Raw genomic sequence first — 12,224 nt, forward strand, 5'->3', positions numbered from 1 at the left:
CGCGCAGCTGGGTAAAAAAACAGGACCTCTCAAAAAAGGACGCAAGCCCATGGCGCGGAAAAAAGTGGCATCTCGCAAGATCGGTCGCAATGCTGAAACCGGCCGTTTCACCACGGTCGAACAAGCGCGCAAGCACCCCAAGACACACATTGTCGAAACACTGCGCTCGACTCGCTAGCTGCGAATTGGCGCGCACCCTCATGAGCGCGCCAACACCACATGATGTATGAAATAAATTAAAAGGCACAATATGTAGTGCCTTTTGCTTTTTACCGCTACACTCCCTCCTCATAGCAAACGATGTAAACCCGGTGAACGGACGCATGCATTTTCGGTCGGAAAAGTTACCTTCGCCCGCAAGACACGCGCCCCGATCCAAGGCGAATTCCGGTATACTTCGCCCCCTCTGAAAAGGGCACCCATTCAAGTCCCTGGCCCCTCCCCGAGGCCTGGCCAGGCACGAACCAGATGTAACGAGAGTCAGCCTCTCGAGCTGTCCATTCGCCGTAACGGCCTTGCGTCAGGCATCACATTCTTAAAATCCAACCGGTTGCCCCAGGGCAACCCTCAAGCAGGAGCCAATCACCATGCTGAGCTGGGACGAATTCGACAAGGAAGACGGCGAAGTAGCCGCCAAAGGCAACACCCCTGCGCAGGCCACTGCCGCCGCCACCCTCGACAAGCTCGACAGCGCCGGCGGTGCCGCCGCCCTAGAAGCCCGTGCTGCCACCGCTGCCGACTCCGACGCAGTGAAGCGCGCCAAGGCCGCCCTCGACGCCCTCGACATCGCCGAAGGCCTGGCCGAGCTGGAAGGCTCCTCGGCCCGTGTCGCCGTTGACGAAAAGCGCATGATCAACTGCCGCGCCGACCTCAACCAACTGGTACCGTTCAAGTACGACTGGGCCTGGCAGAAGTACCTCGACGGCTGCGCCAACCACTGGATGCCGCAAGAGGTCAACATGACCGCCGACATCGCCCTGTGGAAGAGCATGGACGGCCTGACCGAAGACGAGCGCCGCATCGTCATGCGCAACCTCGGCTTCTTCTCCACCGCCGACTCCCTGGTTGCCAACAACCTGGCCCTGGCCGTGTACCGCCTGATCACCAACCCGGAGTGCCGCCAGTACATCCTGCGCCAGGCCTTCGAAGAGGCGATCCACACCCACGCCTACCAGTACTGCATCGAATCGCTGGGCATGGATGAAGGCGAGATCTTCAACATGTACCACGAGATCCCGTCGGTCGCGAAGAAAGCCGCCTGGGGCCTGAAGTACACGCGCGCCATCTCCGACCCGGAATTCAACACCGGTACTGTCGAGACCGATAAAGAGCTGCTGCGCAACCTGATCGCCTACTACTGCGTACTGGAAGGCATCTTCTTCTACTGCGGCTTCACCCAGATTCTGTCGATGGGCCGCCGCAACAAGATGACCGGCGTCGCCGAGCAGTTCCAGTACATCCTGCGCGACGAGTCGATGCACCTGAACTTCGGTATCGACGTGATCAACCAGATCAAGATCGAGAACCCGCATCTGTGGGACGCGGCGATGAAGGAAGAAGCGACCCAGATGATCCTGCAAGGGACCCAGCTGGAGATCGAATACGCCCGCGACACCATGCCACGCGGCGTGCTGGGCATGAACGCAGCCATGATGGAGGACTACCTCAAGTTCATCGCCAACCGTCGCCTGACCCAGATTGGCCTGAAGGAAGAGTACCCAGGGACTACCAACCCGTTCCCATGGATGAGTGAGATCATGGACTTGAAGAAGGAGAAGAACTTCTTCGAGACGCGTGTGATTGAGTATCAGACCGGTGGGGCGCTGAGCTGGGACTGATCTCAATACCGATATAAAATCATCTAACCCCGCAATAGCGGGGTTTTTTAGCAGCGTTAAACTTGAAGTACAGCTAAAGCAATAAGGACCGAGAGCTTCGCAAGTGGTTTGAGAAAGACTTCTCCAATGCGCACTTAAGAAGAATAAGAGTCGTGACTGGAAGCATAAGGGCGTTTCCAATCTCGACATATCAATTGATTTTCCAATTACTGCAATTGCAGGCCGCAACGGCTCAGGAAAATCGACTGTACTCGCCCTGGCTTGTTGCGCATTCCACAATCTAAAAACCGGATTCAAAACATCCAACCGAAAACAAACTTATTACACATATGCTGATTTTTCATTCAGCACATTGAAGAGGTGTCTCCCGAAGGCATCACTATCGGATACGACATTACCCACAACAACTGGAACTTATCAAACGGAAACAAAGAAAAAATAAGAATCGGCCCGCAAGTTCGTCTCAAGACAAGCCGTCCGCGAGGCGCTTTCACAGCTGGTTCAGGCTGGTAAACTGGAGCGGATCGTACGAGGCATATATATGCGGCCGAAGCTGAGCCCATTGCAGGCAAGGTGAGACCGAGCCCCACGACGGTGATGTGCCTGCTTGGATGCGAAAGGTTGTCTGCGAAGCAAGCATCAGACAGGGAGAACAGCACGCCGAATGAAGATCACTAAAGTCGCTGGGCCGCCTTCCGATAAACCTCATCGCGCTCTCGGCGATCAACGGCCACCACAAACTCCAAGCGGTAGCCACTGCTGCGAAGCTTTATCTTGTAGCAATCGGGCAGCGAGCTGAGCCGATTAGCCTCCACCCGCGGGTTCAGCAGAACCTCGGCCAGCTTCTTCTTGAACTGCTGACGAACCGTATCACCGAGCTTCTTCCACTCTTTCATCGCACGTGAATCGAAGTCGAGGCTATAGGTCATCCAGCTGCACCCTCACGCGCTGCGGGGAGGCAAGTCGCTCTCTCACAATCGCGATCAGGTCTTCGTCTTCCTCAGTCATCAGCACGGGTCGAAAAGGTAGCTTGCCTCGTTCGGCCACGTATTGCAGTGCCTGGCGCATGAGCTCGGACGGGGTTACGCCTAGCCGCTCTAGTTCCTGATAGGCGCGGGCTTTGAGTTCGTCATCGACGCGGATATTGATGGACGCCATGGGATGGCCCTCTTGGTAAAGACATTCGTCATTACAATGCGCTTATCTTTGCCATTGCGCAACTGCTGTCCGTCTTTCAGAAATCCACGAATGACGGGACTGCATGGCACCGGCTCCGCCGGTGTTCGCGGGGCAAGCCCGCTCCCACAGGGATCGCGCGCCGTTTTTTAGAAATGAGCAAGACAGAATCTCCCACACTGCTCGGCGCTAGGGCCGAGGTTGTACATGGCTAAAGACAACGAAAAAAGGCGCCATCGGCGCCTTCATCGTAGTAGTGAAACAGATTCGGACACCACTTCGGCTCTCGCCTCGGCCCGCCTTGCGCGAGCACCCTTTGCGACATGACTTGTTGCAATTTGTTCAGCGGTAAACGTGAATGATGCGAAAAGGGCCGCAAAGCGGCCCTTTTCGCGGCGCAAGGCCGCTCCCACAAAAAACGCGTTATTCAGGCAAGGCAAACGCCATCACGTAGTCCCCTTGCTTGGTGCCCAGCGAGCCATGCCCGCCAGCCATCACCAGCACATACTGGCGCCCGTCCTTGCCGGTGTAGGTCATCGGCGTGGTCTGCGCGCCTGCCGGCAGGCGCCCTTCCCAGAGCACCTTGCCGTCGCGCACGTCATAGGCACGCAGGTACTGGTCGAGGGTGCCACTGAGGAACGCCAGGCCACTGGCGGTCATGAAGGTCCCGCCCAGGCTCGGCACACCCATGGTCAGCGGGATCGGGACCGGCGAGCTGTCCCGCACGGTGCCGTTCTTGTGCTTCCAGATCACCTTGTGCGTGGTCAGGTCCACGGCTGCCACGTAGCCCCAGGACGGCGCCTGGCACGGCAGCCCCATCGGCGACAGGAAGGCGCCCATGATCACCCCGTATGGCGCGCCCTTGTTCGGCTGGATACCTTCGGTTTCGCTCTTGCGCGCAGGCTGGCTGGCGATCTTGGAAGCTGGAATCAGCTGGGACTTGAAGGCCATGTAGCTGGGGTTGACGAAGGCGATCTGGCGCACCGGGTCGACGGAAATGCCACCCCAGTCGAACACGCCGAAGTTGCCCGGGTACACCAGCGAACCCTGCAGCGACGGTGGGGTGAAGATGCCGTCATAACGCATCGAACGGAAGTCGATGCGGCAGAGCATCTGGTCGAACGGCGTCACGCCCCACATGTCGCGCTCGTGCAAGGTCGGCGGCATGAAGTTGAGCTCGGACATCGGCTGGGTCGCAGAGGTATGGTCGCCTTCCACTGCCCCCTGGGGAACGGGCGTTTCGTGGATCGGCACCAGCGGCTGGCCGTTGCTGCGATCGAGCACGTAGATGCTGCCCTGCTTGGTCGAAGCCATGACCGCAGGTTTAACCCCGTCGGCAGTCTTGATGTCGATCAGGCTCGGCTGGCCGCCGACGTCCATGTCCCACAGGTCATGGTGGGTGAACTGGTAGTTCCAGCGCACCTTGCCGGTGGCGATGTCCAAGGCCACCAGGCCGGCACTGAACTTCTCGGCTTCCGGCGTGCGGTTACCCCCCCACTGGTCGGGCATCTGGTTGCCCATGGGCAGGTACAGCAGGCCAAGTTTTTCGTCGGCGCTGATCACCGACCACACATTCGGCGAGTTGCGCGTGTAGAACTGGCCGTCAGCGATCGGCGCGGTGGCATCGGGCTTGCCGCTGTCCCAGTTCCACACCAGCTGGCCGGTGATGGCGTCATAGGCGCGCACCACACCGGACGGCTCGTCGGTGGAGACGTTGTCGGTGACGTGGCCGCCGAGGATCAGCAGGCCCCCGGCCACGGTGGGTGGTGAGGTGGAATAGTAGCCACCGGCGGTAAAGGTGCCGATGTTGCGGGTCAGGTCGACCTGGCCGTTGTCGCCGAAGCCTTCGCACTGCTTGCCGGTATCGGCATCCAGGGCGATCAGGCGGGTGTCGGCGGTGGGCACGTAGACCCGCTTGGCGCAGGCTTGACCTTCGGCAGGGCTCGCTTGCGACTTGGCGGTGTCGAAATAGGCCACGCCGCGACACGTCATGTGCGCCCAGCCCTTGAAGTTGGCTGCGTTCTGGGTGCTGAGCTTGGGATCGAAGCGCCACAGTTCCTTGCCGCTGTCCGGGTCCAAGGCGATCACCTGGCTGTGCGGGGTGCACACGTAGAGCTTGCCGTTGACCTTGAGCGGGGTGTTTTCCGCGGTGGTTTCGCCCGGGTCATTGGGGCCGGGAATGTCGCCGGTGCGGTAGGTCCAGGCCAGCTTGAGCTTGCCGACGTTCTCCGGGGTGATCTGCTTGAGTGGCGAGTAACGGTCGCCGAATTCCGTACGGCCGTAAGACTGCCAGTCACCGTCGGGCATTGTCGGTGCGGTGTTCGTGGTGCCAGCGGTGTCGCGATCGAGATGACCGACGATGGTGTTGGGGTTGGTGAACTGGCTGGCCAGGGCCATCAGCCCCGCCGCCACCACGCCCACGCCCAGCACCCCGGTCCCTAGCGGATACGGCTCACCGAGGGTCAGCGGCCTGCGCAACCAGGGCAACAGCAGCACCAGGCCCAGGACGAACCAGAGGGCCAGGCGCGGCACCAGCTGCCACCAGTCCAGGCCCACTTCCATCAGTGACCACAGGGTGGTCAGCAGCAGCACGATGCCATACACGCTCAACGCCTCGCGGCGCACGGCCAGCAGCAGGCCAGCGGTGATCAGGATGCCGATGCCGGCCAAGAGGTAATACAGCGAGCCGCCGAGGCCCATCAGCTTGATGCCGCCGGCCACCAGGGCCAGGCCCATCAGCAGAAAGAGCACGCCTAGCAGCCTGGGCAGCAAGGGTGAGGGTTGCGAAGCACGGGTAGTGCTCATGGGTGAATTCTCCGTTTCATTGGACTGAATCGATTAGCCATTCAGGAACGAAGAATAGTATTACGAAATGATTCTGCGACTAACCGTCGCAGCAAAATGAGTCCATTGCCGCAAATGTAACAATATTTGCCCACGTCATAGTATGACTCATGTTTTTTCAAGACCTTGATCTAGAGCGCTCGGAGGCGATGTTTCACTTGACGCCTCTGGCTGATTGCGATTTTCAGCGTTGACAGTGTATTTCCCGCTTGATAAAAAACGCTGCAGTTGTACGACAACACATAACAAAAACAACATAGCGGACGAACTCCATGTCGAAAATTTGCCACAAGGCTCTCCCCTTCGCGCTGTTCGGTGCCGGCCTGCTTACCGGTGCACCGGGCGTCAGCCAAGCCGAAGGTTTCGTCGATGACAGCAAGGCCGTACTGGGCCTGCGCAACTTCTACATCAACCGCAATTTCACCAACCCCAGCAACCCGCAGAGCAAGGCCGAAGAGTGGACCCAGAGCTTCATTCTCGATGCCCGCTCCGGCTTCACCCAGGGGCCGGTGGGGTTTGGCGTGGATGTGCTGGGGCTATGGTCGGTGAAACTCGACGGTGGTGGCGGCACCTATGGCACCGCGCTGCTGCCGCGCCATGACGATGGGCGGCCGGCAGATGACTACGGTCGCCTCGCCGTGGCGGGCAAGGCACGTATTTCCAAGACCGAACTGAAGATTGGCGAATGGATGCCGGTGCTGCCGATCCTGCGCTCGGACGATGGCCGCTCGCTGCCGCAGACCTTCCGCGGCGGCCAGGTGACCTCCAACGAAATTGCCGGGCTGACCCTCTACGGTGGCCAGTTCCGTGGCAACAGCCCGCGCAACGACGCAAGCATGGAAGACATGAGTTACGGCGGCGGCGTGTCGGACCGCTTCAACTTTGTCGGCGGCGAATACAAGTTCAACCAGGACCGCACCCTGGTCGGGCTGTGGAACGCGGTGCTCAAGGATGTCTACGAGCAGCAGTACCTGCAACTGAGCCACAGCCAGCCGCTGGGCGACTGGACCCTCGGCGCCAACCTGGGCTACTTCCACGGTGGCGAGGACGGCTCGGAACGCGCCGGCAAGCTGGACAACAAGACCTACTCGGGCATGTTCTCGGCCAAGTACGGCGGCAACACCTTCTGGGTCGGGCTGCAGAAGGTCGATGGCGATACCTGGATGCGGGTCAACGGCACCAGCGGCGGAACCCTGGCCAACGACAGCTACAACTCCAGTTTCGACAATGCCGAAGAGCGCTCGTGGCAGGTGCGCCATGACTTCAACTTCGTGACGCTCGGGGTACCGGGGCTGACCTTGATGAACCGCTATATCAGTGGCCGCGATGTGCATTCCGGGGTGGTGACCGACGGCAAGGAGTGGGTGCGCGAGTCGGAACTGGCCTATGTGATCCAGAGCGGGCCGTTCAAGGATCTGAGCGTGAAGTGGCGCAACTCGACCATTCGCCGCGATTACAGCAGCAACGAGTTCGATGAGAACCGGTTGATCTTCAACTATCCCCTGTCGTTGCTGTAACGCTCCCACAGGGATCGCGCCAGCTTTTAAAAATCGAGCAGCATTGACAACCCCGGAAACCGCTGCCGATAATCAGCAAAGTCATACGACAACTTACAACAATCACAAGTAGAGCCGCCATGACCACCACCCCCTTCAAGCGCCTGCTGCTCACCGGAGCCGCAGGCGGCCTGGGCAAGGTGCTTCGCCAACGCCTCAATGGCTGCGCCGAAGTCCTGCGCCTTTCCGACATCGCGCCGATGGCTCCCGCCACCGGCCCCCATGAAGAAATCATCCCTTGCGACCTGGCCGACAAGGCTGCGGTCCATGCCCTGGTCGAAGGCGTCGACGCCATCGTCCACTTCGGTGGCGTGTCCACCGAGCATTCTTTCGAAGAGATCCTCGGCCCCAACATCTGCGGCGTCTTCCACATCTACGAAGCCGCACGCAAGCACGGGGTAAGGCGCATCATCTTCGCCAGCTCCAACCATGTGATCGGTTTCTACCGCCAGGATCAGACAATCGACGCCCATGCCCTGCGCCGGCCCGACAGCTACTACGGCTTGTCCAAGTGCTATGGCGAGGATGTCGCCAGCTTCTACTTCGACCGCTACGGCATCGAGACCGTCAGCATCCGTATCGGCTCCTCGTTCGACGAGCCACAGAACCCACGCATGCTCAGCACCTGGCTGAGCTACGACGACCTCACCCAGCTGATCGAGCGCGGCCTGTTCACCGCCGATGTCGGCCACACCGTGGTCTACGGCGCTTCCGACAACCGTACCGTCTGGTGGGACAACCGCCATGCCGCGCACCTGGGCTACCAGCCCAAGGACAGTTCGGAAGTATTCCGCGCCGCGGTAGAGGCCAAACCTGCGCCTGCAGCCGACGACCCGAGCATGGTCTACCAGGGTGGCGCCTTCGTCGCTGCCGGCCCATTCAACTGAGACTGCCCTGCCAAGAGGCTCCAGCATGCACTGCGAACTGATCGTCGACGCCCGCAACGGCACCGGTGAAAGCCCGGTGTGGCACCCCAGCGAACAAGCCCTGTACTGGGTCGACATCCCGGCCCGCCAGCTGCACCGCTGGCAGGACGGCGCCCATCAGGTCTGGCAAGGCGACGAGATGCTCGCCTGCATCGCCCGTACCGAGCAGGGTTGGGTCGCCGGCATGCAGAGCGGCATCTTCCAGCTGCAGGCCCAGGCCGACGGCAGCCTCGACAGCCGCCTGTTCGCCGCAGTCGAACACCCGCAACACGGCATGCGCTTCAACGATGGCCGCTGCGACCGCCAGGGCCGTTTCTGGGCCGGCAGCATGCTCATGGACATGCAGCAAGGTGCCCACGTCGGCGCGCTGTACCGGGTCGATGGCGAAGGCCAGTTGCGCCAGCAGCTCAAGGACATGATCGTGCCCAACGGCTTGGCCTTCAGCCCGGACGGCGCACGCATGTACCTGTCCGACTCGCACCCCAACGTGCAGAAGATCTGGACTTTCGATTACGACATCGACAGCGGCACGCCGCACAACCAACGGCTGTTCGTCGACATGCGCGCCTTCCCCGGCCGCCCCGACGGCGCCGCCATCGACGCAGACGGCTGCTACTGGATCTGCGGCAACGACGCCGGGCAGATCCACCGATTCACCCCCGACGGTCGCCTCGACCGCTCGCTCAGCGTGCCGGTGAAGAAGCCGGCGATGTGCGCCTTCGGCGGCGCCAACCTCGACACCTTGTTTGTCACCTCGATCCGCCCTGCAGGCAACGACCTCAGCGATCAGCCCCTGGCCGGTGGTGTGTTCGCCCTGCGCCCCGGCGTCCAGGGCCTGGAGGAACCTGCCTGGCGCGGCTGACCACGGCTCACGCAACATCGCAGCATCCAACACTCACGCGCGAAACCAGATAATAAAAACCACGGAGTTTCACCATGACCTTCAAACGCAAGCTGCTTCTTGCCGCACTCCCGTTCGCTTTCAGCCTGTCGCTGCCGGCCTCGGCACTCGACATCAAGTTTGCCGAGATCCACCCGGCCGGTTACCCGACCGTGGTCGCCGAACAGAACATGGGCAAGAAGCTCGAACAGGCCAGCAATGGCGAAATCACCTTCAAGATGTTCCCTGGCGGCGTGCTCGGCTCGGAGAAGGAAGTGATCGAGCAGGCACAGATCGGTGCGGTGCAGATGACCCGCGTCAGCCTCGGCATCGTCGGCCCGGTGGTGCCGGACGTGAACGTGTTCAACATGCCGTTCGTGTTCCGCGACCATGAGCACATGCGCAAGATCATCGACGGCGATATCGGCCAGGAAATCCTCGACAAGATCACCAATTCCGAATTCAACCTGGTCGCGCTGGCGTGGATGGATGGCGGCTCGCGCAGCCTCTACACCAAGAAACCGGTGCGCAGCCTTGAAGACCTCAAGGGTATGAAGATCCGCGTGCAGGGCAACCCGCTGTTCATCGACATGATGAATGCCATGGGCGGCAACGGCATCGCCATGGACACCGGCGAGATCTTCAGCGCCCTGCAGACCGGAGTGATCGACGGCGCCGAGAACAACCCGCCGACCCTGCTCGAACACAACCACTACCAGAGCGCCAAGTACTTCACCCTGACCAATCACCTGATCTTGCCGGAGCCAGTGGTGATGTCCAAGACCACCTGGAACAAGCTTTCGTCCGAGCAGCAGGCCCTGGTAAAGAAAGTCGCCCGCGAAGCGCAGATGGAAGAACGCGCACTGTGGGACGCCAAGTCCGCCGCCAGCGAAGAGAAGCTCAAGGCAGCCGGAGTCGAGTTCATCACCGTCGACACCAAGCCGTTCTACGACGCCACCGCCCCGGTGCGCGAGAAGTACGGTGCGCAGTACGCCGACCTGATGAAGCGTATCGACGCAGTCCAGTAATCCCGGCCCTCCTCGCAAATGACCTCGGCAGTGCGATACCCGTCGCCCTGCCGCTTTGGTGATGCCTATGAAAATGCTTTTCCTGAGCGTCAACGACACGCTCTACCGCGCCTGCATCTGGGTTGCCGGCCTGTCGGTGCTGAGCATGTCGCTGATCATTCCCTGGGGCATCTTTGCCCGCTACGTGCTCGGCACCGGCGCCAGCTGGCCGGAGCCGGTCGCGATCCTGCTGATGGTGCTGTTCACCTTCATCGGCGCCGCTGCCAGTTACCGCGCCGGCGCGCACATGGCGGTGGCGATGGTCACCGACCGCCTGCCAGCACCGCTGCGCCGCCTGGTGGCGGTGTTCACCCAGCTGTTGATGGTTGGCGTCTGTGTGTTCATGACCTGGTACGGCTTCAAGCTGTGCATTACCACCTGGAACCAGTACATGGCCTCGCTGCCCAGCGTTCGGGTGGGCATGAGCTATGCGCCGATCCCGATCGGCGGCGTGCTGACGCTGATCTTCGTGCTGGAGAAACTCCTGCTAGGCGATCAGAGCCAGCGCAAGGTGGTGCAGTACGACCTGGTGGAAGAAAACGAGGGGGCGGCGTAAATGGATGCGTTCATTCTGTTGGGCAGTTTCGTCGCGCTGATCCTGTTGGGCATGCCGGTGGCGTACGCCTTGGGCCTGTCGGCGCTGATTGGCGCCTGGTACATCGACATCCCGCTGCAGGCGATGATGATCCAGGTAGCAAGTGGGGTTAACAAGTTCTCGCTGCTGGCCATTCCGTTCTTCGTACTGGCCGGCGCGATCATGGCGGAGGGCGGCATGTCGCGGCGCCTGGTGGCATTCGCCGGGGTGCTGGTGGGCTTCGTGCGCGGCGGGCTGTCGCTGGTGAACATCACCGCGTCGACCTTCTTCGGCGCCATCTCCGGCTCGTCGGTGGCCGATACCGCGTCGGTAGGCTCGGTGCTGATCCCGGAAATGGAACGCAAGGGCTACCCGCGCGAGTTCTCCACTGCCGTGACCGTCAGCGGCTCGGTGCAGGCGCTGCTGACCCCGCCCAGCCACAACTCGGTGCTGTACTCGCTGGCAGCGGGTGGCACGGTGTCGATCGCGTCGCTGTTCATGGCCGGGGTGATGCCCGGGCTGCTACTGAGCGCGGTGATGATGGGCCTGTGCCTGATCTTCGCCAAGAAGCGCAACTACCCCAAGGGCGAGGTGATTCCGCTGCGCGAGGCGCTGAAGATCGCCGGTGAAGCGCTGTGGGGCCTGATGGCTATGGTGATCATCCTCGGCGGCATTCTGTCGGGCGTGTTCACGGCGACCGAATCGGCGGCTGTGGCGGTGGTGTGGTCGTTCTTCGTGACCATGTTCATCTACCGCGACTACAAGTGGCGCGACCTGCCCAAGCTGATGCACCGCACGGTACGGACCATCTCGATCGTGATGATCCTGATCGCCTTCGCCGCCAGCTTCGGCTACGTGATGACCCTGATGCAGATCCCGTCGAAGATCACCACCGCCTTCCTGACCCTATCGGACAACCGCTATGTGATCCTGATGTGCATCAACTTCATGCTCCTGCTGCTGGGCACGGTGATGGACATGGCGCCACTGATCCTGATCCTCACGCCGATCCTGCTGCCGGTGATCACCGGTATCGGCGTGGACCCAGTGCATTTCGGCATGATCATGCTGGTCAACCTGGGGATCGGGCTGATCACACCGCCGGTGGGTGCGGTGCTGTTCGTCGGGTCAGCGATTGGCAAGGTCAGCATCGAAGCCACGGTGAAGGCGCTGCTGCCGTTCTACGTGGCGCTGTTCCTGGTGCTGATGGCGGTGACCTACATTCCGGCCATCTCACTATGGCTGCCGAGCGTCGTCCTGTAATTCTGGTATTGGGGCTGCTTTGCAGCCCATTCGCGGGACAAGCCCGCTCCTACAGGCATCACACAAACCTGGGCATTGTGCGATCCCTGTAGGAGCGGGC

At 61.1% G+C, this 12,224-nt stretch carries 12 protein-coding genes; 9 read left to right on the forward strand and 3 right to left on the reverse strand.

What is annotated here, in order from left to right; genetic code table 11:
* Positions 1 to 49: 49 nt before the first annotated feature.
* The 3 genes from ACOKS3_RS22770 to ACOKS3_RS22780 all read left to right on the forward strand — a co-directional run bounded on the left by ACOKS3_RS22770 (position 50) and on the right by ACOKS3_RS22780 (position 2,280).
* Positions 50 to 178, forward strand: a complete 129-nt coding sequence (locus tag ACOKS3_RS22770; protein ID WP_422762943.1) for a hypothetical protein — start codon at positions 50 to 52, stop codon at positions 176 to 178.
* Between the two features lie 409 nt (positions 179 to 587).
* The gene (locus ACOKS3_RS22775; RefSeq protein WP_027918055.1) at positions 588 to 1,838 is read left to right on the forward strand and encodes a ribonucleotide-diphosphate reductase subunit beta; all 1,251 of its coding nucleotides are present in this window, start codon (positions 588 to 590) and stop codon (positions 1,836 to 1,838) included.
* A gap of 187 nt (positions 1,839 to 2,025) precedes the next feature.
* Positions 2,026 to 2,280, forward strand: a complete 255-nt coding sequence (locus ACOKS3_RS22780) for a hypothetical protein (RefSeq protein ID WP_146048992.1) — start codon at positions 2,026 to 2,028, stop codon at positions 2,278 to 2,280.
* Between the two features lie 232 nt (positions 2,281 to 2,512).
* On the opposite strand, the gene ACOKS3_RS22785 is transcribed toward ACOKS3_RS22780, so the two are convergent.
* The 3 genes from ACOKS3_RS22785 to ACOKS3_RS22795 form a co-directional block, all read right to left on the reverse strand.
* Positions 2,513 to 2,767, reverse strand: a complete 255-nt coding sequence (locus ACOKS3_RS22785; RefSeq protein ID WP_103449481.1) for a type II toxin-antitoxin system RelE family toxin — start codon at positions 2,765 to 2,767, stop codon at positions 2,513 to 2,515.
* Complete coding sequence (locus ACOKS3_RS22790; protein WP_103449480.1) at positions 2,757 to 2,996, reverse strand: type II toxin-antitoxin system RelB/DinJ family antitoxin; 240 nt, start codon at positions 2,994 to 2,996, stop codon at positions 2,757 to 2,759. Before ACOKS3_RS22790 ends, ACOKS3_RS22785 begins: the two co-directional genes overlap by 11 nt.
* Before the next feature lie 441 nt (positions 2,997 to 3,437).
* Positions 3,438 to 5,819 carry a glucose/quinate/shikimate family membrane-bound PQQ-dependent dehydrogenase gene (locus ACOKS3_RS22795; RefSeq protein ID WP_103449479.1) on the reverse strand — a complete coding sequence of 794 codons (2,382 nt, stop codon included), beginning with the start codon at positions 5,817 to 5,819 and terminating at the stop codon, positions 3,438 to 3,440.
* Positions 5,820 to 6,130: 311 nt separating this feature from the next.
* Here ACOKS3_RS22795 and ACOKS3_RS22800 point away from each other — a divergent pair, with 311 nt between their 5' ends.
* The 6 genes from ACOKS3_RS22800 (at position 6,131) to ACOKS3_RS22825 (ending at position 12,124) form a co-directional block, all read left to right on the forward strand.
* A complete protein-coding gene (locus ACOKS3_RS22800) occupies positions 6,131 to 7,375 on the forward strand; it encodes an OprD family porin (RefSeq protein ID WP_103449478.1) in 1,245 nt (414 codons plus the stop codon).
* A gap of 119 nt (positions 7,376 to 7,494) precedes the next feature.
* On the forward strand, positions 7,495 to 8,301 hold the full coding sequence (locus ACOKS3_RS22805; RefSeq protein WP_103449477.1) for an NAD-dependent epimerase/dehydratase family protein: 807 nt from the start codon (positions 7,495 to 7,497) through the stop codon (positions 8,299 to 8,301).
* A 25-nt stretch (positions 8,302 to 8,326) separates the two neighbouring features.
* Positions 8,327 to 9,202: a glucurono-1,5-lactonase gene (locus ACOKS3_RS22810; protein ID WP_103449476.1), complete on the forward strand. Its 876-nt coding sequence runs from the start codon at positions 8,327 to 8,329 to the stop codon at positions 9,200 to 9,202.
* Between the two features lie 74 nt (positions 9,203 to 9,276).
* Positions 9,277 to 10,248, forward strand: coding sequence for a TRAP transporter substrate-binding protein (locus tag ACOKS3_RS22815; protein ID WP_103449475.1), 972 nt, complete (start codon positions 9,277 to 9,279; stop codon positions 10,246 to 10,248).
* 67 nt (positions 10,249 to 10,315) lie between these two features.
* Entirely contained in the window at positions 10,316 to 10,843 is a 528-nt protein-coding gene (locus ACOKS3_RS22820; RefSeq protein ID WP_103449474.1) for a TRAP transporter small permease, read from the forward strand.
* Complete coding sequence (locus ACOKS3_RS22825; RefSeq protein ID WP_103449473.1) at positions 10,844 to 12,124, forward strand: TRAP transporter large permease; 1,281 nt, start codon at positions 10,844 to 10,846, stop codon at positions 12,122 to 12,124. It begins immediately after the preceding gene.
* Positions 12,125 to 12,224: the final 100 nt, after the last annotated feature.

Origin of the sequence: Pseudomonas sp. HS6-2 (assembly GCF_049325675.2) — a bacterium.
Taxonomy (GTDB): Bacteria; Pseudomonadota; Gammaproteobacteria; order Pseudomonadales; family Pseudomonadaceae; genus Aquipseudomonas; species Aquipseudomonas putida_N.

Excerpts from the sequence above, each read along its gene's own strand:
- ACOKS3_RS22800 (WP_103449478.1), top strand. The coding sequence starts at position 6,131 with ATGTCGAAAATTTGCCACAAGGCTCTCCCCTTCGCGCTGTTCGGTGCC.
- ACOKS3_RS22785 (WP_103449481.1), bottom strand. The coding sequence starts at position 2,767 with ATGACCTATAGCCTCGACTTCGATTCACGTGCGATGAAAGAGTGGAAG.
- ACOKS3_RS22810 (WP_103449476.1), top strand. The coding sequence starts at position 8,327 with ATGCACTGCGAACTGATCGTCGACGCCCGCAACGGCACCGGTGAAAGC.
- ACOKS3_RS22770 (WP_422762943.1), top strand. The coding sequence starts at position 50 with ATGGCGCGGAAAAAAGTGGCATCTCGCAAGATCGGTCGCAATGCTGAA.
- ACOKS3_RS22805 (WP_103449477.1), top strand. The coding sequence starts at position 7,495 with ATGACCACCACCCCCTTCAAGCGCCTGCTGCTCACCGGAGCCGCAGGC.
- ACOKS3_RS22775 (WP_027918055.1), top strand. The coding sequence starts at position 588 with ATGCTGAGCTGGGACGAATTCGACAAGGAAGACGGCGAAGTAGCCGCC.
- ACOKS3_RS22825 (WP_103449473.1), top strand. The coding sequence starts at position 10,844 with ATGGATGCGTTCATTCTGTTGGGCAGTTTCGTCGCGCTGATCCTGTTG.
- ACOKS3_RS22820 (WP_103449474.1), top strand. The coding sequence starts at position 10,316 with ATGAAAATGCTTTTCCTGAGCGTCAACGACACGCTCTACCGCGCCTGC.
- ACOKS3_RS22790 (WP_103449480.1), bottom strand. The coding sequence starts at position 2,996 with ATGGCGTCCATCAATATCCGCGTCGATGACGAACTCAAAGCCCGCGCC.
- ACOKS3_RS22795 (WP_103449479.1), bottom strand. The coding sequence starts at position 5,819 with ATGAGCACTACCCGTGCTTCGCAACCCTCACCCTTGCTGCCCAGGCTG.
- ACOKS3_RS22815 (WP_103449475.1), top strand. The coding sequence starts at position 9,277 with ATGACCTTCAAACGCAAGCTGCTTCTTGCCGCACTCCCGTTCGCTTTC.